This window comes from Rhodococcus mengyinensis (assembly GCF_048381435.1).
GTDB lineage: Bacteria > Actinomycetota > Actinomycetes > Mycobacteriales > Mycobacteriaceae > Rhodococcus_F > Rhodococcus_F opacus_D.
Genome location: NZ_JBLWIT010000101.1, coordinates 112,183 through 134,467, shown reverse-complemented (window position 1 = coordinate 134,467; position 22,285 = coordinate 112,183). Strand labels below are relative to the sequence as shown.

Genomic DNA, 22,285 nt, shown 5'->3' with positions numbered 1-22,285 from the left:
ACGGTCGCGGTGTTGTACAGCACCGAACGATCACGCTCCTCCGGCGACTTCGGCCGCTCCCACAGTTCGTGATCGAGGATCAGCCACAGAATCATCGCCACGATCGACAGGACCGTCGCCGCACTCATACGCCATGGGCCCATCGTGTCCGCGAACAACCAGATCGTCTCGGTGGCCAGGGCGATCGCACCCGTGGCGAACGCGCCGACGAGCACCTTCGACAGTCCGGTGACCAGTCGCCACGGCCGGTTGACCCGCACCATCCCCGACAGCAGTCGCAGTCGCCGCAGTCCCGCGGGCGCGAAGTACCGGATACCGTCCTCAATCTGCACAGACGGGAACCGCCGCGCCGCGCCGGGGGGCTTGAGTTCCGGTTCCCCGAGGATGCGGGCGATCGCGAGTTCGGTGACGGTGCGGACGCGGCGCTCGATGTTGACGCCGCCCACTCCGGCGACGGAGATGAGCGCGAATTTGTGGTCGGCGCTGACTTCGGCCACCACGGGTAGGGTGTCCTCGCGTCGCGGCAGATCGGTGAGGTACACGACGATGTCTTCCTCTTCGGAGGACGGATCGACTGTGTCGATGACATCAGCGAAGTCTGCTTGCTCGTCGGGCAGGTACGGTTTGCGGCGTACGCACGTCGTCCACCGGCGCCCGACCCGGTCAGAGCTGCGCAGGCGTTCCGGCAGGTACTCCGCAATGCGTTCGGCAACAGCCGCAGGTTTGCCCGGATCCGCGATGAACAGCACCGAGGCCTGCTCACCCGCGGCACCGGAGCGCCCTTCCTGCAAATGCTCGTTCACGCCTTCGCGTACCCGCTCGGTCTGCCCCCAAACTCCAGCCAGTGCGTGCGAGTCCACCACAGCGCCGCCGCGGATTGCCGCTGCCTCTGTCCGGCAGACACCACGAGCGTCCGAGGACGCACCGTCGACACGACTACAACCGGCTAGCCAACGCAACGTGCCGAGCCGCAACACAGATCCTGTCCACGCCCGTGTTGGTCGCTCTTGGAATCGTCGTCAGCTGGCGGGGCGGTCTGTCACGGTAACCGAAATCTGCTGGGTCTCGCCGCCGCGGAGCACGGTCAGTTCGACTCGATCGCCGGGGTCGACGGCACGGATCGCCGCGATGAAGTCCTCCGCCGACTCGGTGTCGTGGCCGTTGACCGCGGTGATGACATCGCCGGGCCGGATACCCGCGGTCGCTGCCGGACCGAGCGGGACGACCTCGAGGACGACGACACCGCTGGTGCGGTCGACTGCCAGTTGTTCGGCGATCTGCGGGGTCAGTGTGCCGGGTTGAATGCCGACGTACGCATGCTGGGCGGTTCCGGAGGCAAGCAGCTGGTCCGCGACATCGACGACATTCGCCGCGGGGATGGCGAAACCCAGAGCGACCGCACCCGCCGACGGGGGGATGTAGGCCTGGCTCATCCCCACGACCCGCCCTTGTCCGTCGATCAGGGCACCCCCGGAGTTACCCGGCGAGATCGCGGCGTCGGTCTGGATCAGGTCGACCAGCGGCGCCCCGGTGGAAGCCGACCCGGGGATCTGACGGTGCAATCCCGAGATGATGCCCGAGGTGACCGTGGCCTCGAACCCCAGCGGACTGCCCACGACTACGGCGAGCGCGCCGACCTCTGGCAACGCTGTCTCGAACGTCGCCGCAGTCAGATCCTTGCGGTCCGCTTGAAGGACCGCGACGTCGGTCACACGATCGACGGCCCGCACGTTCGCGGACACCTGTTGCCCGTCCGCGAAGGCCACACTCACCTGCCGGGCACCCTCGACCACGTGGGCGTTGGTGACGACGGTGCCGTCGGTCTTGTAGACGATGCCGCTGCCCACGCCGGACCCGGTGAGCACGGTGACGACCGAGGCCTCCACCTGCCGGACCAGTGCCGGCAGGTCTACGGCAGGTCCCGCTGAGGGCGTCGAGGTGGTGGGAGCCGAGGCGCCGCATCCCGCGAGGAGGAGGACCACGATCGCGATCAGTGGCACCCAGATCGAGGAACGTACGGTCGACGGTATGCGCATCAGCGACCGCCTCCGTGAGGAATCGGTCTCCTACTTGCACCTGCCGCGAGCGGGCCCACCCGATCAACATACCCCTGCCTGCTCCCGTGGTCGGCGACTCCCGACCCGCGTCACATACCCATGAAAAATCTACATCGACGATTACAGTCGCGTGTCTCAACTGCTACGGCGAACAATCGTATACTGTTGTACTACTTTCACTTTCAGACCAGCACCCCGGTTTCCGCCCGATTCGGTTGCCGTACAGTGAAATCAGAGTTTGGTGGACTCCACCGGATGGGCTGATCCAACAGCTGGAAGGTGGATTTCGTCACTGGTTCGATTCTGCACCAGGGGATTAGGGTCCACCACCGATGGCCTGATCCTCTACATGAGGATGAAGTAGCTGTTATTCCCAGCGCTCCCGCGACTGTACTGTCAGGGTGGAATCGACTTCCTGCTTTCGACCTGCGGGGCCCTAGGCACCCACCTCCTTCGGCTGCGAAAATTTCCTATCGGGAGTTCAACTCATGGAATTCCCCGAGTAGTGGCTGATGCCCGGAGTGCGCGCACCGGCCGCCTCGAGCGGGTTCCGACGGAACATCTATGCCCTGGGTCAGGTGTGGACGCCACTGTTTCCCGTTGTGTGGACGCCCGTTGGGCGAATCTTGATGACACCCAGTGGCGGATGAGGAACTAACTCTCAGGCGGTTGAGCTTCCGTGAGCTCAAACGGTTGACTGATCGACCGAACGCCGAACTGGTACGCGCGGGCTCGGCGAATCCCAAGTCATCGACGCCTAGGGGGCGTGATGTCAGAGTCCAGTGGCGGAACCTCCGCCGTAAGTCCACACCCACCTGCACGCCAGGTAATTGCGACATTCGACACCTACGCCGACGCCGAAAGCGCCGTCGACTATCTCTCCGACCAGCATTTCACGGTAGACAAACTGGCCATCGTCGGTCGCGACATCGAGCTGGTCGAGCAGATCGTCGGCCGATTGAACTACGGCTGGGCCGCTCTGCGCGGCGCCGCCGCGGGCGCGCTGACGGGTGCGCTGTTCGGCTGGATCTTCGGGTTACTCGATTGGGTCCAGCCGCTGCTCACGGGCCTCGCGCTCGCCTTCTACGGGTTGGTATTCGGTGCCGTTGTCGGCGCTCTGCTCGGCCTGCTCATGTATGCGCTGCAGGGCGGCCGGCGCGACTTCACCTCAATCCAGTCATTACAACCACGTCACTACGAAGTCCTCGCCGATGTCGAGGTCGCGGACGAAGCCGTCCGCTTGCTCACCGGCCGGACCGATCGAAAGGAATGAGTCATGGCGACTGCTGTGGGTATAGACCTGGGCACCACCAACTCGGTCATCGCAAGCTGGCAAGGCGGCGAGCCGGTGGTGATCTCCAATGTCGAGGGAGCGCGGACGACGCCGTCGGTGGTGGCGTTCACCGAGAGCGGCGAGCGCCTGGTGGGTCAGCTTGCCCGACGGCAGGCGATCTTGAATCCGAAGGGCACGATCTACTCGGCGAAACGCTTCATCGGACGTCATTACGACGAGATCTCCGAGGAGGCCAAAGCGGTCAGCTTCGACGTCGTGCCGGGTGACAACGGTGAGGCCCGATTCGACGTGCGGGGCAAGAAGTACGCGCCGGAGGAGATCAGTGCCCTCGTGCTGCGCAAGCTCGTCGACGACGCGAGCAAGTTCCTCGGTGAGAAGGTCAAGGAAGCGGTCATCACCGTTCCGGCCTATTTCAACGACGCGCAGCGCAACGCCACCAAAGACGCCGGCCGGATCGCTGGCCTCGAGGTTCTGCGGATCATCAACGAGCCGACCGCTGCGGCACTGGCGTACGGCATGGACAAGCAGACCCACGAAACCGTACTGGTCTTCGACCTCGGCGGCGGCACCTTCGATGTGAGTCTGCTCGATGTCGGCGAGGGAGTGGTCGAGGTTCGTTCCACGGCCGGCGACTCCCACCTCGGCGGCGACGACTTCGACCGACGCCTGGTGGACTACCTCGCCGACGAATTCCAGCGTGCGGAGAATATCGATCTGCGCAAGGATGCGCAGGCATTGCAGCGCCTCTTCGAGGCCGCGGAGAAAGCCAAGGTCGAGTTGTCCTCGGTGACACAGGCCCAGGTCAACTTACCCTTCGTCACCGCTGACGCGAACGGTCCCAAGCACCTCACCACCACGATCATGCGATCGAAGTTCGAGGATCTGACGGCGGATCTGGTGGAACGCTGCCTCGACCCCGTGAAGCAGGCGATGAGTGACGCCAAGGTCACCGCCAACGACATCGACGAGGTGATCCTGGTCGGTGGTTCGACACGTATTCCGGCGGTGCAGGCGCTGGTTCGCCGGCTCACCGGCGGTAAGGACCCCCACATGGGCGTCAACCCGGACGAGGTCGTGGCGCTCGGTGCCGCAGTCCAGGCGGGCGTGCTCAAGGGCGAGGTCTCCGATGTGCTGTTGCTCGATGTCACCCCGCTGTCCCTCGGCGTCGAGACGCAGGGCGGGGTGATGACCAAGATCATCGAGCGCAACACGACGATCCCGGCCCGGCGCAGCGAAGTGTTCTCCACGGCGGAAGACAATCAGTCCGCCGTGGACGTCGTGGTGCTGCAGGGCGAACGCGAACGGGCCGCCGACAACCGGGTGCTCGGCCGGTTCCGGCTGGAAGACATCCGCCCCGCGCCACGTGGCGAGGCCCAAGTCGAAGTCACTTTCGATATCGACGCCAACGGCATCCTCAACGTCACCGCCCGCGACAAGGACACCGGCAAGGAGCAGAGCATCACGATCAGTGAGCAGGGCAACCTGGACCAGAGTGACGTCGAGCGCATGCTGGCAGAGGCCGAACGGAACCGGGGTGAGGACGAGGCGCTGCGCAAGGCGGTCGACGCACGCAACGCGCTCGACTCGGTTGCCTATCAAGTGGAACGGCGACTCGCCGAACTCGGTGACAGTGCGCCACCGCACGACAAGGCGCGGGCCGAGATGCTGATCGCCGACGCCAGGAAGGCTGTCAAAGACGGTGCTTCACCCGCGGAGGTAGAGCCCCTGACCTCGGAGCTGCAGCAGCTGCTCTACGGGCTCGCGCCGGTCCAGGACGGCGGCGACGGACACCAGGCCGGCGGCGCAGAGGCTGCGTCGTCGGATGACGACGACGTGATCGACGCCGAATTCGATCGAAGCTGAGGCACACGATGGAAAGGTCTGCAGATCATTCGACGACCGAGCCGGCTACCGACGGTACCGACGGGGATCAGACCGAGACGGCGCCGGATCGCACCGACACGGGGGCCGAGTTGGCTCAACTCGAGGACCGCTGGCGCAGGGCCCTCGCAGATCTGGACAACCTGCGCAAGCGGTATGCCAAGGATCTGGATCGTGAACGCGCCGCGGAGGTGGCGAAGGTTTCCGCGGCGTGGCTGCCGGTACTGGACAATTTGGAGCTTGCGCTGGCCCATGCGGGCAGCGATCCTCAGACCGTCGTCGAGGGTGTGAAGGCGATCCGGGATCAGGCGGTGCAGGTGCTCTCACGGTTCGGCTTCGAGCGCCACGACGAGGTCGGTGTGCCGTTCTCCCCGGAGCTCCATGAAGTGGTCAGTGTGGTGGCCCAACCCGACCTTCCCTCCGGGACCGTGGTCGAGGTCTTGCGCCCGGGCTATGGAGAGGACGGGCGGCAACTGCGTCCCGCCGCGGTGGTCGTCAGCCGCCCCGAGGGGTGAGCACCGATGGCGCGTGACTACTACGAAGTGCTCGGGGTCCCGCGGGGCGCCGGCACCGACGAAATCCAGCAGGCCTACCGCAAGCTGGCCCGCAAGTACCACCCCGACGTGAACAAGGACCCCACTGCGGAGGACAAGTTCAAGGAGGCCAACGAGGCCTACCAGGTGTTGTCCGACCCGGACACCCGGAAACGCTACGACCGATTCGGTGACGACTTCCGGCGTGTGCCAGAGGACTACGACGAACGGGTCCGGGCAAGCGCCGGTGGGTACGGCGGCGGGTTCGGCGGCGGCGGGTACGGCGGTGGGGGCGGGGGCAGAAGGGTGCACTTCGGTCACGGTGTCGGTGGCGAGGGCGGCGTCGACTTCGAGGACCTCTTCGGGCAGATGTTCGGCGGCGGTGGCGGGTACGGGCCGATCCCCGGCGCCGATCAGGAAGCGGAACTGGAACTGCCCCTGGAAGAGGCGTATCGGGGCGGCAAACGCACTCTCAGACTGGACGGCCGGCAGTACGACGTCGACATTCCGGCCGGTGTCCTGGACGGACAGCGAATCCGGCTGGCCGGGCAAGGCGGCCGGGGCAACGGTGACGCGCCGCCCGGGGATCTGTACCTCGTGGTGCGGATCAAGCCGCATCCCCGGTTCCGCGTCCAGGGCCGGGACATCTACGTCGACCTGCCCGTATCGCCATGGGAGGCGGTCCTCGGGTCGACCGTCGTCGTTCCCACCCCGGGTGGCGAGGCGAAAGTCAAAGTGGTGCCGGGCTCGTCGACGGGAAGGAAGCTTCGCCTGCGCGGAGAAGGAATGCCCAATCCGCGGGGCGCCAACGGCAACCTCTACGCCGAAATCAAGGTGATGGTGCCGCCGAAACCGACAGCACGCGAACGCGAGCTGTTCGAGCAGTTGGCCACCGAATCGAACTTCGATCCGAGGAAAGAGACATGAGCACCCCGACCCCGGTCACCCAGTACGTATTGGTTCGCCGCACCGGATTGTCGCCAGATGCCTTCGCCGAACGTACCGGGCTGCACCCCGACCTGGCACGAAAGCTTGTGGCTCTCGGCCTGCTCGACGCCCGCCGCGACACCGGCGGCGAGATGTCGTTCGAACCATCCGAAGTGGCCCACGCCGCCCGCATCCAACGGCTGCGGACCGGTCTGGGCCTGAACTACTCGGCAATCGGGCTCGTGCTCGATCTGCTGGATCGAATCGAGAAACTCGAAGCAGCTTCCCGCAGAAGGAGGACACCCCCATGGACACCGGCAGCCTGACTGAAAAGTCACGAGAAGCCCTGCAGGAAGCCCAGAACGTCGCGACCAGAATGGGTCACACCGAGGTCGACGGAGAGCACCTGCTGCTCGCGTTGGTCGATCAGCAGGAAGGGTTGGTACCCCGACTGCTCGAGCAGGCCGGCGCGAACGTCGATGCCCTGCGATCCGATCTGGAACGTGAACTGTCGCGCAGGCCGAAGGTCAGCGGCCCCGGCGCGACACCCGGTCAGGTGACGATCACCCAGCGCCTGGCCAAGCTGCTCGACGCCGCGGAACGGGAGGCGAAGCGACTCAAGGATTCCTACGTGTCGGTGGAGCATCTCGTGATGGCCCTCTCCGAGGAGGGGTCGGCCAGCGCGGCCGGACGGGTCCTCGCCAGTCATGGGGTCACACGAGACGCCTTCCTCACGGCGCTGACGAAAGTGCGCGGCAATCAGCGCGTCACCTCGGCCACCCCGGAAGGGGCGTACGAGGCGCTGGAGAAGTACGGACGCGACCTCGTCTCCGAGGGGCGGGCAGGCAAACTCGATCCGGTCATCGGCCGAGATGCCGAGATCCGCAGGGTAACGCAGATCCTGAGCCGGAAGACGAAGAACAATCCGGTGCTGATCGGCGACCCCGGCGTTGGTAAGACCGCGATCGTCGAGGGCCTCGCCCAGCGGATCGTCCGCGGCGACGTGCCCGAGGGCCTGCGCGACAAGACGATCTTCTCGCTCGACATGGGTTCCCTGGTGGCCGGTGCGAAATACCGCGGCGAGTTCGAGGAGCGACTGCAGGCGGTGCTGTCCGAGGTGAAGGCGGCCGAGGGGCACATCCTGTTGTTCGTCGACGAGTTACATACAGTGGTCGGTGCGGGATCAGTCGGCGGCGAAGGGTCTCTCGACGCCGGCAACATGCTCAAGCCGATGCTCGCCCGCGGCGAACTGCACATGATCGGTGCCACCACTCTCGACGAGTATCGCAAGCACATCGAATCCGATGCGGCACTGGAGCGTCGCTTCCAGACCGTTCTCGTCGACGAGCCCAGCGCCGAGGATGCGATCTCGATTCTGCGCGGACTTCGAGAACGCCTCGAGGTGTTTCACGGCGTGAAGATTCAGGACGGCGCACTTGTGGCCGCCGTGACCCTCTCGCACCGGTACATCACCGACCGCTTCCTTCCGGACAAGGCGATCGATCTGGTGGACGAGGCGTGCGCCCGGCTACGCACCGAAATCGATTCGATGCCCGCCGAACTCGACGAGCTCACCCGGAAGGTGACCCGGCTGGAGATCGAAGAGGCCGCGCTGTCCAAGGAAACGGACGCGGCCAGCAAGACGCGCCTCGAAGAGCTACGTAAGGAACTGGCCGATCTACGGGCCGAGGCCGACGCCCGGCACGCTCAGTGGGAGGCGGAGCGGCAGGCGATCCGGCGGGTGCAGGAGCTGCGGGGAGAGCTGGAACGATTGCGCCATGAGGCCGAGGAGGCGGAACGCAACTACGACCTCAATCGGGCCGCCGAGTTGCGGTACGGCGAGATCACCGCGCTGGAACGCAGGCTCGAGGCGGCGGAGGAGCAACTGGCTACCAGGCAGGGCCGGAATCCGTTGCTGCGTGAAGTGGTCACCGAAGACGAGATCGCAGAGATCGTGGCCGCATGGACGGGTATCCCGGTCGCCCGGCTGCAGGAAGGTGAGCGGGAAAAGCTGTTGAAGCTCGACGAGATTCTGCACGAGAGGGTCGTCGGTCAGGACGAGGCGGTGCAACTGGTCGCAGACGCGGTGATCCGGGCGAGGTCCGGTATCCGTGATCCGCGCCGGCCGATCGGTTCGTTCATCTTCCTGGGACCGACGGGCGTGGGAAAGACCGAGCTCGCAAAGACGCTGGCCAGTGCCCTCTTCGACAGCGAAGACAACATGGTGCGCCTGGACATGAGCGAGTACCAGGAGCGGCACACGGTGAGCAGGCTCATCGGTGCGCCCCCCGGGTACGTCGGGTACGACGAGGGTGGCCAGCTCACCGAGGCGGTGCGCCGCAAGCCGTACTCCGTGGTGCTCTTCGACGAGATCGAGAAGGCCCACGCCGACGTCTTCAACACCCTGCTGCAGGTGCTCGATGACGGCCGGATCACCGATTCTCAAGGCAGGCAAGTCGATTTCCGGAACACGGTGATCATCATGACCTCCAACATCGGATCCCAGCATCTCCTCGAGGGAGTCACAGCCGACGGCGAGATCAAGCCGGACGCCCGGGAGCGGGTGCTGGCGGAACTGCGCGGACACTTCCGTCCCGAGTTCCTCAACCGGGTCGACGACATCGTGTTGTTCACCCCGCTCACGCTGCCCCAGATCGAGCACATCGTCGAGCTGCAGCTCACCGATCTTCGGAACAGGTTGTCGGAGCGACAGATACACCTGGATATCACGCCGGAAGCACGCCGGCTCATCGCCGAACACGGTTTCGACCCGGTCTACGGTGCGCGGCCGCTGCGGCGGTACATCGCCCACGAGGTCGAGACCAAGATCGGTCGTGCGCTGTTGCGGGGCGAAATCGCACCGGGTGGCACCATCAGTGTCACGGTGGACGGCGGCGAGCTCGCCGTCGCGTATGCGGAACCCGCCGTCGCGGCGGCCTGAGAAGAGGTGTCGTCATGGGATCCGACAAGGTGAAGTGCCCGCACTGCGGTAAGACCAACAAGGTGCCGGCGGCCGGGGACGGAAGACCCCGCTGCGGGAACTGCCACGAGCCGCTGCCCTGGATCGCCTCGGCAGGGGACGGCGACTTCGCGGAGGTCGCCGAGAAGTCCTCGGTGCCTGTGCTCGTCGATCTCTGGGCGACGTGGTGCGGCCCGTGCCGCATGGTCAGCCCGGCGCTCGAGCAGCTCGCCACAGAACGCGCAGGTCAGATCAAGCTGGTCAAGGTCGACGTGGATGCTGCGCCCCAGACGGCCGAACGGTTCACCGTCCGCGCCGTACCGACTCTGCTGGTGATGGACCGGGGTGAGGTCCTCGCTCGTCAGGCGGGCGCAGCTCCGGTACCCCAGCTGCGCACGTGGCTCGATCAGGCGCTCTCGGAAGATGCAGGCAAGGAGGCGAAGTCATGACTTATGTCCATGCCGACCCACACGTGACCGCGATCCGGGACGTGGTGCCCCGGACCCCGCAGGGTTGCGAGGAATGTCTTCGCCTCGGCACCCCGTGGGTGCATCTGAGGCTGTGCCTGACGTGCGGACACGTCGGTTGCTGCGACTCTTCGCCGGGCAAGCACGCGAGCGCGCACGCTCACGCCATCGGCCATCCGATCGTCCAGTCGATGGAGCCAGGTGAAGATTGGCGGTGGTGTTATGTCGACCAGAACTTCGTCTGAGGACGCCGCACCCGTCGGCAACAGTCCGCCGGTCGACGACGAGACTCCGGATGCGGTCGGAGCATTTCCGCGGCTGACGGACGACCAGGTCGCGAGCCTCGAGACCGGTGGCACGCGTCGATCGGTTCGCGCCGGTGAGGTGCTGATCCGAGAGGGCGCGCCCAGCAACGATTTCTTCGTCATCCTTACCGGCAAGGTCGCGGTCATCGACGAGGGCGACGGGGACGGCGAGCGCCGGATACTGCGCGTGCACGGTCCAGGCCGCTTCCTGGGCGAGCTCGGACTGCTGGAAGGCCAGGTGGCGTTCTTCACCGCCGAAGCGATCGAGGACGGCGAGGTCCTCGTCGTCCCGGCCGAGCGGGTGCGCGAGCTGGTGGCCCAAGATCCCGTGCTCAGCGATCTGATCCTGCGCGCCTACCTGGTGCGCCGGCACCTACTGATCGGGCTCGGCTCGGGGTTCCGGATCATCGGCTCCTGCTATTCGCCGGACACGTTGCGGCTTCGCGAGTTCGCCATGCGAAACCGATTGCCCCACAGGTGGATCGATCTGGAGCGGGACCAACGGGCGGAGCAGCTGCTCCGCAGCCTGGACGTCGCCCCCGAGGACACTCCCGTCGTGATCTGGCACGGCGAGAAGGTGCTGCGCAATCCGACGAATGCGGAACTCGCACGCATCGTCGGGCTTCCGGTCCCGGACTCGGTCCCGGACGCAGCCCAGGACGTGTGCAACCTCGTCGTCGTGGGTGCCGGACCAGCCGGTCTGGCCGCGTCCGTGTACGGCGCCTCGGACGGGTTGAACACGGTGACACTGGAGTCGATCGCCGCCGGCGGCCAAGCCAGTACCTCCTCCCGGATCGAGAACTATCTGGGCTTCCCGGCAGGGGTCTCCGGCTCCGAATTGGCCGAGAGGGCCGTAATCCAGGCCGGTAAGTTCGGCGCCCGCATCCTGGTGTCGGCGGAGGTGACCGGTTTGGGATCCGAGGCCGGGAACCATGTGCTCCGGCTGGCGGACGGCGGCGCGGTTCGCGGCCGGGCGGTCGTGCTCGCCACCGGGGCGCGGTATCGCAAGTTGGCCGTTCCGGGGATCGAGGAACTGGAGGGGACGAGCGTGTACTACGCCGCGACCCATCAGGAAGCGCGGATGTGCGGCACCGACCCGGTGGCTATCGTCGGCGGCGGAAACTCCGCCGGCCAGGCCACCGTCTTCCTCGCCGACCATGTCTCCCACGTCCACCTGCTCATCCGCGGCGACGACCTCGGAAAGAGCATGTCCCGATACCTGGTCGACCAGATCGAGCACCACCCGCGCGTCACCGTGCACCGGAACACCGAGATTCGTGCGGTCCACGGTCAGAAGTACCTCGACGAAATCGTGGTCGAGGACAATCGCACGGGCGACCAGGACACGATCCGGGTACATGCCCTGTTCGTCTTCATCGGGGCGACGCCGCACACCGGGTGGCTGGCCGACGCGATCGCACTCGACGACCACGGCTTCGTCCTCACGGGCATGGACGCGGTCCACGCCCGAGGAGACGGCAACCGGCCGATCAGCGCCGGGCTGTCCAGGACGCTCGAAACCAGCTTGCCCGGCCTGTTCGCGGCGGGCGACGTCCGCCGCGGCTCGGTGAAACGAGTCGCATCCGCAGTCGGTGAAGGAGCGATGGCGGTACGCCAAATCCATGAATACTTCGAAAGGAGCTGACGACATGCCAGTGATGGGCACCGTGAAATTCCAGCGGTTCTTCCGGGCAGCGGCTGGACTACAGGTCGACCGGAACGACCTCAAGCGCTATACGGATTTCATCGACGACAAGATCTACGATTTGATCCTCATCGGCAAAGCCTCGGCAAAGGCAAACCTGCGTGACGTGATCGAACCGTGGGACCTGCCGATCACCAAGGGGCTGCAGGAGAGCATCCACCGGTTCGAAAAACTGGACGAGGAGATCGAACTTCAACCTCTGCTCGATCAACTGACGGCCCGCCCGCCGTTGGACGTGGCTCTCTCCGAGGAGACCGAGCAGCGACTGCCGCTGATCGCCGGAGGCTTGAGCGTGGCACTGGCGCATACCTTCGTCACGGTCGATCCGGACCGCAAGAACCCCGGCACCGCCGAATGGAACGTCGCCTTCGACATCTTCCATCTACTGCTCTGACCCCGGACCGGCGGTCCGGAAAACCAGTAGATCGCCGGGACGCGAAAGGAACTCGTCCGAGGTCACGTATGACCGGTCGCCGACCACCACACCGTGTGATCGTACGGTGCAGATTTCCATAGATGATTGAGCAGCAGCGGCCACCGCGCTGTCCGTCCTTGCTCGTTCCGGACGTTTCCGGTCATGGTTGAGGGGTCCGTTCGGGGGCGTGGTGGTCCGCGCTCCGCCGACAAACCGCGGCGCTCGAGCTCCTGCATCCACAAGCTCTAACAGCAGTTGCGCCGCTTTGGGGCCATTGCCGACGAGCGGCCGCCGGACGATCGTCGGGCCGGCGGCTCGCGCGCGTGATCAGGACAGTGTGAATGCCTTGTATCCGGCCGCGACGTTTTCCTCCCAGTGGTCGAAGTAGGAAGGAAGGCCGCCAGAGTAGTTGAGCATCTGGCTCGGCTTACCGGGAATGTTTGCCCCGTGATACCAAGACTTGGCCCGCGGAAAGAGCGACGTGTGGAAGACTTCCTCCACGTGCGCCGTCCATGATTGCTCTGCGTCCTCGCTGGTCTCGAACCGCTGGTATCCGCCGTCGCGAACGTGGGTCAGGAAGTCGACAACGATCTCTCCCTGTACCTCCGCGCATGTGGGCCCGTTGCAGAATCCGGCTGGGCTCTGCGGGCCGTACACGAACATCAGGTTGGGGAATCCTGCAGTGGCGAGTCCCATGAAGGTATCGAGCCGCTCGGACCACTTGTGGCTCAGGAGTTGATCATTGGCGCCTCGGATATCGATCGACGTGATGCCACCGCGGTTCGCGTCGAAACCTGTCGCGAACACCAGGATGTCGAACTCGCGTAGACCGGATCTGGTCTGGACCCCCGTCGGGGAGATCCGCTCGATCGGATCTTCGTTGACGTCGACGATGTCGACGTTCTCCTGGTTTACCACATCATAGAAGTTCTGCTCGAGCGAGGGTCGCTTCGTCCCGAACGGATGGGGCGGATCCTTCGGGGCAAGCTTCTCGGCCTTGACCGGATCGGTGACGCGCTGATGGACCTTGTTGCGCCAGAAATCGTACATGGTGCGGTTCGCGTGTTCATCGAGCAAAATATCTTGATAGTTGGCGAGCCATAGCTCGAAACCGCCGGTAGCCCACATCTGTTCGTAGGTGTCGGCTCGCTCTTCGTCCGAGACTTCGAACACGCTCTTCTGGATGAAGTCCATATCGAATCCGGCAAACGACCTCCGGCGCTGGGCAAATCGCTCGGGAAGGTGCTCCTTCAGCTTCTCCTTGAGCCGGCCTGTCAACTGTTGCTGCCGCATCGGCAGCGCAAGGTTGGGCGTCCGCTGGAAGATGGTGATCTGTTCGGCGTCTGCGGCGGCCTCTTGGGTGACCTGAACGCCGCTCGACCCGGTGCCGATGATCCCCACGCGTTTGCCGGCCATGTCCAGACCTTCTTGGGGCCACAGAGCGGTGTGGTGAGATTCGCCGGCAAAGCTGTTGAGCCCTTTGATGTTGGGAATGTAAGGCTTGGCACCGAATCCAGTGCAGATCACCACAGACCTGGCACGCAGCGTCCGGCCGGTATCGGTGCGCACTGTCCATTGGTTCCGCTCGCCGTCGAAGTCCGCAGACGTCACCCGGGTACTGAAGATGATGTCTCGAGAGAGATCGAGCTTGCCGTCGACGTAGGCAAAATAGTCGCGCACACCGGACCACGACGGGTAGAGCTCATCGTAACTCCAGTCCTTCCACAGGTCCTCGCGTGAGTACTGATAGATCTGCCCGGTGCTGTCGGTTCGAGCACCCGGGTAACAATTCCAGTACCAGATGCCCCCAAGCGAGTCACCGGCTTCGACGACCTTCACCGAAAATCCGCGTGAACGAAGTTGATCGAGTTGATACAGACCCGCGAAGCCGCCTCCGACGACGAGGACGTCCAAGACGCCGTTCGTCTCGTCGAGTTCCCTTGGATGGATCGATATCGTGGCCATGTTGCCTCCTTGAGTGAAATGCCTGGGACCCGCGCGAGGAGCAGATCGATGTGTGCCGGTCCGGCCGGTTCGTATGACCGACATCACATACGCTAGGTTCGTTCGAGAACCCGGGACTGTCCGATATCGATCCACCAGACACCCGGAGGGCGCCAGGCACACGTGCACGCACGCCTCGCGGGGCGAACGGCCAATTCATCAGCCGGCATCCACCCTGCAACCACAGCAACATCTTTGACCGGAACAGTGGCTGTAGCGAATCCGGACACTTCTGCCCAACTCTGCACGTAGAGCATGGAACTCAGCTTCTGAGTCGGCATCCACCCCGACCTCATGGCACCGTACTTGTCCACCTCACCAGTGAGGGGCAGAACAGCACTGGCTCCCGAGGTTATGCAGTGGCGAGATGCTCTGCGATCGACCTGACCGAGACATCGGGTGGATCAAATCTGGTCACTGAAGACGACCGGGCGGATTCGAGTGGCCGCCGCAACGCTTGCGTAATCATTGTGGCAGTCGAGCGGCGAAAGCCGTTGCCGGTGTGGCCCAGTGCAAACTCTTGCGCGGCCGATTGTTGAGAAGGTCCTAGACCCGTCGCAGGTCGTCGATGGCGTAGGTGCGCAAGTCGGTGCTCTTGGGAAAGTACTGGCGAACCATGCCGTTCGTGTTCTCGTTGGTACCTCGTTGCCACGGACTTCCGGGTCGGCGACATTGATGCCTTCGTCGATGAGGTGGGCAAGAAGATCAGTGGCGAGCCATCTCGCTGCCCTGGTCCCAGGTCAGGGTGCTCCGCGCGATCGGCGGCAGGTCGCCGGCTGCGGTGGCCAAGGCCGCGGCGAATTTCCCAGCCTGCGGCGATCGGGCACATGCACCAGGCGGACGAAAGGAGAGAGAGACACCGGGTTCGCGCGGCCATAGGCACTGTGGAACTACCCCGATCGCAGCTGATCGGCCACCCGTGGGCTCGTCGACACTGCTGGGATTTCGTTGGCCGGTAAGCAGTGACGATGAATGGTTCTACCCGTATTCCGCGAGCGACATCACAGCCTATGTCTCAGCGGCGCTACCGCTCTATCCAGTCGGTGTAGAAGTCAGGAAGGTCGGTGGAGACGCGTCCCTTGAACTGGGGCTTCCTCTTCTCTCGGAATGCTTGGACACCTTCTCTTCCATCTCCGATACTGGTGTAGAACATGGCGAGTGAGTCGACGCGGTGAGCTTCGGCGGGGTGATCGAGAAGCGCGTTGCGGTACATCATCTGCCGGGTCAGGGCGGTTGCGACACGCGACCGATCGCGAGTGAAGCGATGTGCCAGTGCAAGCGCCGCATCGAGAAGTTCGTCCGGCGAGTGGATCGAGCGAACCAGGCCGATCTCGGCCGCGTCGGCCGCGTCGAGGATGTCGGCGGAGTACACGAGGTCGAGCGCGGTATCGAGTCCGACGATCCTCGTCAGGAACCAGGTCGAGGCTGCTTCGGGTGTGATCCCGAGGCGTCCGAAGACAAATCCGAATCGTGCTGCTGTGGAAGTGAGTCGGGCATCCATGGACAAGGTCAGGGTGGCTCCGATGCCCACAGCGGGGCCGTTGACGGCGGCGATCACGGGTTTGAGGCAGTCGAACACCGCAAGTGTGACCCGACCACCGGTGTCGCGGACGCCGCGGGCAATGACCGGGTCCTGCAAGTCACCCATATCGTGGAGGGTCGGCTCCAATGTCTCGTCGAGGCCGAACACGTTGCCGTCGGTCGTGAGATCCATACCGGCGCAAAAGGCGCGGCCCGAGCCGGTCACCACCACGGCGTTGACATCGTCGTCGTCATTGACGGCCCGGAAGAGGTGCTCGAGCTCATCAGCCATGGTGATGGTGAAGGCGTTGAGCGACTCCGGTCGATTCAGCGTCACGATCAGCACGCCGTCGCGCAGCTCGAGGGCGATCGTCTCGTACTCGGCATCCACGGTGCGGATCATCGGATGGCACCCGTAAGTTGGGGAAGTCTGTTCACGATCAGATCATGGGCTTGGTTGACCGTGCTGGTCACGATCTCCTCGCAGGTGAGGATCTCGTCGATCAGTCCCTGTGATTGCCCGGCCCACCACAAGCCGGCATCCACGTCACCGCCGGCCAGAACCTTCTGGCGACCGCGCACCCCGGAGGCCAGATCGGCGACGTCGTCGAATGTTGCGTTCGGAAGCGCGGAGATCTCGGAAATTCTCTCCGAGATGGAGTTGCGGGCGACGCGGGCGGTGTTGTTGAACTCTCGGAACACCAGTTGCGTGGATCGTTCGTCGTTGACGGTGATCTGGCGTTTGACGTTCTCGTGGACCGTCGCCTCTGTGCTGGCGACGAATCTGGTTCCCATGTTGATTGCGCTGGCCCCCAATGCCAGAGCCGCCGCCAGGCCGGCACCGTCGGCGAATCCGCCGCTGGCGATGACGGGAATCGACAATTTGCGGGTGGCGGCAGGGATCAGGACGAGACCGGGGACGTCGTCGTTTCCGGGATGGCCGGCACATTCGAACCCGTCGATGCTGACCGCGTCGACTCCAAGCTGCTCCGCCTTCAGCGCGTGGCGAACGGAGACGGCCTTGTGGATTACCTTGATGCCGGCGGCGGCGAAGGCGTGCAGATGGGGAGCGGGATTGCTACCCGCCGTTTCGACGACGCCCACGCCGGAGTCGATGATGACAGCGCGGTAGTCCTCGTAGGGAACAGGTTTGAGGGTTGGCAGGATCGTCAGGTTGACACCGAAGGGTCGGTCGGTCATGGACCGACATCTTGCGATCTCCTCGGCCAAGGCTTCGGGTGTCGGCTGGGAGAGAGCGGAGAGGAATCCGAGAGCACCCGCGTTTGCGACGGCGGCGATGAGGTCGGCAGTGCCGACCGCAGTCATGCCGCCACAGACGACGGGATGCTCCACGTCGAAGATCCGCGTGAAGGAGGTAGTGAACACCCCGGGGCTCCTTGGTCAGTTGAGATGTGAGATCAACGCCGAACCCGCTGCGGGAGACGGTTCCGCCGCGGGATCCGGAGGGTCAGGGGCGTCCGGCGTGTGGTACGTCCACTTCGGTGGCGAGCATGCGCCCCAGCCGGGTTGCGGTGCGTTCGTTCTCGTCGAAATTCGGTGCGACGCACAAGAACAGGGTGCGCCCGTCGTCGCCGCCGAGCGCGACCGCGAACACCCCGTCGGGTGCGGTGCTGACCTCGTCGAGGATTTCGCCGCCCTTGGCGATCCGCACCGCTCGGTTGTTCCCGGCATCGGCAATCCACACGGCGCCTTCGGCGTCCAGGGTCAGACCGTCGGGCACGATCGTGGCGGCCTCGAGTCGTGCGCCGACGTCGGGCTCGGCACCGAGATCTCCGTAGCCGGCCCATTCGATTCGCTCGCCGAGCGTACCGTCCGGGTGGATGTCGAATGCCGAGATCCGATTGCCGAACAATTCGTTGACCAGCAGGGTTGAACCATCGGGAGTGATGACCATGCCGTTGGGGAATGACAGTCCGTCGGCGACGATCGAGGCGCTTCCGTCGGTGTCGACGAGGACGACAGTGGTGTGCTCGTGTGGCGCCCCACCCATGAGGTCGAATCCGAAGTTGCCCACGTAGGCCCTTCCCTGGGCGTCCACGACCATGTCGTTGGCGTGGCCACCGCATAGGTCGCGGATGTCGGCATGCTCGACGAGTGTGCCGTCCGACTCTTGACGCAGCACCTTGCGGTCCTTCATCGACACGATCAGCAGCCGCCCGTCCGGCAGCCAACCGAGCCCAGAGGGTTGGTGCGGGACCGTCGCGACAAGTTCGATGCTGCCGTCGGCGTTCACGGCATTCACGGTGTGGGTGTAGAAGTCCGCAAACCAGAGACGTCCGTCATGCCAGCGGGGGCCCTCGAGGTACGAGTAGCCATCGACAATGGTTCGCAGCGTGTATTCGGTCATGGTTGTGCCCCTTTAGATTTGGAGTCGTTTCGGGCTCGGCATTTCAAACCCGCGGTTTCCACCACTGTTGTCGGCTGAGTGATCAAACGAATGTCCGAAAATGCAACACCACGTTGGGGCAAGGGATGACTCGTTATAGGACACCGTGTGCCTGACGGGGGGTACAGGATCGGCCTATTACGTGGTCGCAGAGTTGGCATCCATCGAGGACCCGACTTGGAGCGATCTGTTGAAAGGCGGTGGGACCGGTGGATGGGCTCATGATGAGTAGTCAATTGTCGGTGGCGAGGCTGCTGTGGCGCGCCGAGAACGTGAATGGCGCTCGGATCAACACGGCCTGGACTTCGGACGGGGTTCGCAGTTTCACGTACCGGGACCTGGTCTCCGACGTGAGGGATCTGGCCGGTGCGCTCGCATCGATCGGCGTGAAACGCGGGTCCCGAATCGCAACCATGGCGTGGAATACCCGTCAGCACCTGGCGGCATACTTCGCGGTCCCAGCGCTCGGGGCCGTCCTGCACACGGTAAATCACCGCATGCCGGTCGAACACATGGCCTATACGATCAACCATGTTTCAGATGAGGTTCTGATCGTCGACGAGGATCTCCTCCCGTCGGTGGAGGCGATGCGTGGTCGGATTCCCACGGTTCGTCACCTCGTCGTTGTGGGCGAACCCGGTGCGATCGATGGCTTCGATCAGGTCATTCCCTATGATCAGTTCGTTTCACGTGCATCCACCCACGGGTCCTTCCAGGAGGTGGACGAAAACACTGCGGCGTCGATCTGCTTCACCTCGGGCACGACCGGGTTGCCCAAGGGCGTCGTCTACAGCCACCGGAGCATCGTGCTCCACGCCATGGCGATCAGCACCAAGGGCGGAGTCGAGATCGACGCGGAGCGGGCCTACCTGCTCGCCACCCAGATGTCGCACGTCAACGGCTGGGGTGTCCCCTACGCGGCGGCGCTCCAGGGCGCACGTCTGGTGCTGCCCGGACCGCACCCCACACCCGAGCGGTTCCTGGACTTGATCCATGGCGAACGGCCCGACACCTTCGTCGGCTCGCCGACGGTCGCCGCCCTCATGCGCGACGAGCACCTACGCCGTAACTGTGGCTACGACCTCTCGGAGCTGAAGACGATGTGGCTCGGCGGGCAGGTGCCGCCGGTCGCGCTGGCGCGGTGGTGGGCTGAGCAAGGCGCCCGCGTCGTAAATGGATGGGGAATGACCGAGACATCTCCGATGGGCACGTTCTCCCCCGGCGGCTCGATGCAGGGCAGGCCACTGCCGTTGTTCGAGCTCCGCGTCGTAGACGAATCCGGGTCACCACACGACTGGGATGGTCAGACCGTCGGCGAACTGGAAGTACGTTCGCCGTGGGTCGCCCGGGAATACCTGGACGATCCCCGAACGCCGGACAGCTTTCGAGACGGCTGGCTGCGCACCGGCGATGTGGCGACCGTTCACCCAGACGCCGGCCTGCAGATCAAAGACCGTGAAAAGGACCTCGTCAAGAGCGGTGGGGAATGGATTTCCTCGGTGGACCTCGAGAATGCGCTCATGCTTCATCCTGCTGTCTCGGAGGCCGCCGTCATCGCCGTGCCGGACGACACATGGCAGGAACGCCCCCTCGCGTGGCTCCGGCTGGACGCCGACGTGACCGACGAGGAGCTCCGGACGTTCCTGGCGACAACCCTCCCCCGGTTCTGGCTGCCCGATCGTTTCGTGAGAGTCGATGAGATCCCCAAGACTGCAATGGGCAAGATCGACAAAGCCGACATCAGACGACAGCATCGGGAAAACACAGGTCAGCCCATATCGACAGACCAGGCGAGCACCATCTCCGATGGTGGCGATCACAGCGTTGCAGTCATCCCCACCAGGTCCGGGACAGCGAGCGGACTGTAGCAAAACGGGACACACCCAAAGATGTGAGCCAGGTTACATTGAAAGGAGGGTCAGCTCGGAAAATCCCCTGACCAGTGATGTAAGGTGGTTATGAGTATCAACAAGGCGGGCCGCGAGCCATTGAACGAACGTGAACGATTCTGGACATCAGCGCCATCACGAGAGAGCCAGGAGTTGAGCACCCTCCGACCCGAGATCGAGGCGTCATGGCGGCGGTGTGAAGTTATCGGCGTCTCGTCCGGCGATGGCGACCTTCCCTACACGCCGGACGTGGATCGTGACAGCCGGTTGAGGAGAGCCGCCGATCCCGTGATCGACAACCTCGTCCTACACCTGCAGGACGCGCCCGCGACCATCCTGCTGGCCGATTCCGCCGCTCAGATCGTCGACCGCAGGGCGGGCGACGCAGGGTTGCGAGCGCGTTTGGACCGCGCCTACGTGGCACCCGGTTTCCGCTATGCAGAGGAGGACACCGGCACCAACGGGATCGGCACCGCGTTGGAGGAGCGACGACCGTTCCAAGTCAGCGGTGGTGAGCACTTCCGTGAGGCGCTGCAGAGCCTGGCGTGCGTCGGTGTTCCTATCATCCATCCGATCACCCGCACCGTGGAGGGGATCCTCGACATCACCTCCAACCTGTCGGACTCCAACGCGCTGATGGGTGCCCTGGCGCAATCAGCCGTGCGCGAAATTCAGTCGCGCCTCTACGCCGAGTCCTCCGATCGCGAGCAACTGCTTCTCCAGTCCTTCCTGCAGGCCTCTCGACGCGGCTCCTCTGCAGTGGTGTCCTTGAATCAAGATGTCATCATGACCACCCCGATGGCCGCGCGGATCGTCGACACGTCCGACCAGGCGCTCTTGTGGGATTGGGCATGCCGAATGCTGGCCGGCCGCGACGAGTTCATCGGGGACGTCAGACTCGCCGACAACGTCACGGTTTCCGCAACTGCACGTAGAGTCGGAGACTCCCGAACGCCGGCGGGCATCGTCATCGAGATGCGGCCACATCCCCGCGATACGAAGAAGTCGCCCGCCCGTCAATTGGCGTCGGCCTCCTCCGTCGAAAGGCGCACGGAGACTGTCAAGATTCCCGGCCGCAGTTTGGCGACGAAGCGACTGCAGACCGAACTCGAGCGACTCGCCGCGATCGACGCACCTGTGCTCGTCACCGGAGAACCCGGCGCCGGCAAGTTCTTTGCCGCGAGCGCCCTCCACCGGATGCAGGATGCCGACGGCCATTTCACCGTGTTCGACGCTGGTACCGCCTCCGTCGACCCCGACGCGTGGATTGCCGGACTGGTCAATTGGAACAAGGTCGACGGAGCCCTCATCATCCGGCATCTCGATCTCCTGCCGGAACAACTGGTCTCCAACGTCTGCGCGATCCTCAGCGAGGCCGTCGACAATCGCGCTCACATCATTGCCACCGCCGGCGAAGGGATCCGTCAAGGCCCCGCCGGGCGACTGTGCGATCACTTCATGCGCCGCATAGAGATCGATCCACTGCGACATCGGTCCGAAGATATCGCCGACATCAGTGTCGCCCTACTACGTAAGCACTCCCCGGACCGCAACGGCCTGCGACTGCAACCCACTGCTCTGCAACTGCTGGTCGCGCGGGACTGGCCGGGAAACGTCAGAGAGCTCGAATCGGTTCTGGCGTCCTCGCTCCTGCGGTCGATGGGCTCCGACATCGGAGTGCAGCATCTGCCCGACGGATACCGCGACGGTGATCTACGCCGCCGAAATGCCTCGACCTCACTCGAATTGGCGGAGCGTGACGCGTTGCTCAGGGCACTCGTCGAGACCGACGGCAACAAACTACTGGCTGCGCAACGCCTGGGGGTAGCTCGCTCCACCCTCTACCGCAAAATGCGCGCCCTGGGAATCGACGGAAGCCGGTTCCTTCCGCAGTAGTGCCAGTCGATGACGGGACCGTGCC

Annotated in this window: 18 protein-coding genes; 12 read left to right on the top strand and 6 right to left on the bottom strand. The window is 64.5% G+C overall.

Features of this window, described 5'->3' with window-relative positions; translation table 11 throughout:
- The coding region (locus ACNJ7E_RS19990; RefSeq protein WP_418340806.1) for a hypothetical protein at positions 1 to 803 on the bottom strand (803 nt) is incomplete at its 3' end.
- 216 nt (positions 804 to 1,019) lie between these two features.
- Positions 1,020 to 2,036 (bottom strand): S1C family serine protease, encoded by a 1,017-nt coding sequence (locus tag ACNJ7E_RS19985; protein ID WP_418340805.1) that lies wholly within the window; start codon positions 2,034 to 2,036, stop codon positions 1,020 to 1,022.
- A 790-nt stretch (positions 2,037 to 2,826) separates the two neighbouring features.
- Between ACNJ7E_RS19985 and ACNJ7E_RS19980 the strand changes: the two genes are divergently transcribed.
- From ACNJ7E_RS19980 to ACNJ7E_RS19935, 10 genes are read left to right on the top strand one after another with little or no spacing between them, the layout of a single operon-like run.
- Complete coding sequence (locus ACNJ7E_RS19980; RefSeq protein ID WP_005203454.1) at positions 2,827 to 3,330, top strand: YflT domain-containing protein; 504 nt, start codon at positions 2,827 to 2,829, stop codon at positions 3,328 to 3,330.
- A 3-nt stretch (positions 3,331 to 3,333) separates the two neighbouring features.
- Positions 3,334 to 5,214, top strand: coding sequence for a molecular chaperone DnaK (gene dnaK / locus ACNJ7E_RS19975; protein ID WP_268790282.1), 1,881 nt, complete (start codon positions 3,334 to 3,336; stop codon positions 5,212 to 5,214).
- Between the two features lie 8 nt (positions 5,215 to 5,222).
- Positions 5,223 to 5,747 carry a nucleotide exchange factor GrpE gene (locus tag ACNJ7E_RS19970; protein ID WP_005259196.1) on the top strand — a complete coding sequence of 175 codons (525 nt, stop codon included), beginning with the start codon at positions 5,223 to 5,225 and terminating at the stop codon, positions 5,745 to 5,747.
- A gap of 6 nt (positions 5,748 to 5,753) precedes the next feature.
- Positions 5,754 to 6,692 (top strand): DnaJ C-terminal domain-containing protein, encoded by a 939-nt coding sequence (locus ACNJ7E_RS19965; protein ID WP_280779587.1) that lies wholly within the window; start codon positions 5,754 to 5,756, stop codon positions 6,690 to 6,692.
- Positions 6,689 to 7,018 carry a chaperone modulator CbpM gene (locus tag ACNJ7E_RS19960; RefSeq protein ID WP_280779586.1) on the top strand — a complete coding sequence of 110 codons (330 nt, stop codon included), beginning with the start codon at positions 6,689 to 6,691 and terminating at the stop codon, positions 7,016 to 7,018. The genes ACNJ7E_RS19965 and ACNJ7E_RS19960 overlap by 4 nt, the downstream gene beginning before the upstream one ends.
- Positions 7,000 to 9,633 carry an ATP-dependent chaperone ClpB gene (gene clpB / locus ACNJ7E_RS19955; RefSeq protein ID WP_283333063.1) on the top strand — a complete coding sequence of 878 codons (2,634 nt, stop codon included), beginning with the start codon at positions 7,000 to 7,002 and terminating at the stop codon, positions 9,631 to 9,633. Before ACNJ7E_RS19960 ends, clpB begins: the two co-directional genes overlap by 19 nt.
- A 14-nt stretch (positions 9,634 to 9,647) precedes the next feature.
- Positions 9,648 to 10,100, top strand: coding sequence for a thioredoxin (gene trxA / locus ACNJ7E_RS19950; protein ID WP_280779584.1), 453 nt, complete (start codon positions 9,648 to 9,650; stop codon positions 10,098 to 10,100).
- Positions 10,097 to 10,363: a ubiquitin carboxyl-terminal hydrolase 14 gene (locus ACNJ7E_RS19945; protein ID WP_280779583.1), complete on the top strand. Its 267-nt coding sequence runs from the start codon at positions 10,097 to 10,099 to the stop codon at positions 10,361 to 10,363. Before trxA ends, ACNJ7E_RS19945 begins: the two co-directional genes overlap by 4 nt.
- Complete coding sequence (locus ACNJ7E_RS19940; RefSeq protein ID WP_280779582.1) at positions 10,341 to 12,068, top strand: FAD-dependent oxidoreductase; 1,728 nt, start codon at positions 10,341 to 10,343, stop codon at positions 12,066 to 12,068. Before ACNJ7E_RS19945 ends, ACNJ7E_RS19940 begins: the two co-directional genes overlap by 23 nt.
- Positions 12,069 to 12,081: 13 nt before the next feature.
- Positions 12,082 to 12,522, top strand: a complete 441-nt coding sequence (locus ACNJ7E_RS19935; RefSeq protein ID WP_280779761.1) for a DUF1931 family protein — start codon at positions 12,082 to 12,084, stop codon at positions 12,520 to 12,522.
- A gap of 348 nt (positions 12,523 to 12,870) precedes the next feature.
- Here ACNJ7E_RS19935 and ACNJ7E_RS19930 read toward each other — a convergent pair whose 3' ends face one another.
- The 4 genes from ACNJ7E_RS19930 to ACNJ7E_RS19915 form a co-directional block, all read right to left on the bottom strand.
- Complete coding sequence (locus ACNJ7E_RS19930) at positions 12,871 to 14,508, bottom strand: flavin-containing monooxygenase (RefSeq protein WP_418340804.1); 1,638 nt, start codon at positions 14,506 to 14,508, stop codon at positions 12,871 to 12,873.
- A gap of 1,063 nt (positions 14,509 to 15,571) precedes the next feature.
- Positions 15,572 to 16,471, bottom strand: coding sequence for a crotonase/enoyl-CoA hydratase family protein (locus ACNJ7E_RS19925; RefSeq protein WP_280779580.1), 900 nt, complete (start codon positions 16,469 to 16,471; stop codon positions 15,572 to 15,574).
- The gene (locus ACNJ7E_RS19920; protein WP_283333066.1) at positions 16,468 to 17,454 is read right to left on the bottom strand and encodes an NAD(P)H-dependent flavin oxidoreductase; all 987 of its coding nucleotides are present in this window, start codon (positions 17,452 to 17,454) and stop codon (positions 16,468 to 16,470) included. Before ACNJ7E_RS19920 ends, ACNJ7E_RS19925 begins: the two co-directional genes overlap by 4 nt.
- Positions 17,455 to 17,536: 82 nt before the next feature.
- Positions 17,537 to 18,436, bottom strand: a complete 900-nt coding sequence (locus tag ACNJ7E_RS19915; RefSeq protein ID WP_283333067.1) for an SMP-30/gluconolactonase/LRE family protein — start codon at positions 18,434 to 18,436, stop codon at positions 17,537 to 17,539.
- Between the two features lie 260 nt (positions 18,437 to 18,696).
- Here ACNJ7E_RS19915 and ACNJ7E_RS19910 point away from each other — a divergent pair, with 260 nt between their 5' ends.
- Both ACNJ7E_RS19910 and ACNJ7E_RS19905 read left to right on the top strand, forming a co-directional pair.
- Complete coding sequence (locus ACNJ7E_RS19910; protein ID WP_418340803.1) at positions 18,697 to 20,343, top strand: long-chain fatty acid--CoA ligase; 1,647 nt, start codon at positions 18,697 to 18,699, stop codon at positions 20,341 to 20,343.
- Positions 20,344 to 20,433: 90 nt separating this feature from the next.
- Positions 20,434 to 22,260 (top strand): sigma-54-dependent Fis family transcriptional regulator, encoded by a 1,827-nt coding sequence (locus tag ACNJ7E_RS19905; RefSeq protein ID WP_489686841.1) that lies wholly within the window; start codon positions 20,434 to 20,436, stop codon positions 22,258 to 22,260.
- The last annotated feature ends 25 nt before the right edge of the window (positions 22,261 to 22,285 follow it).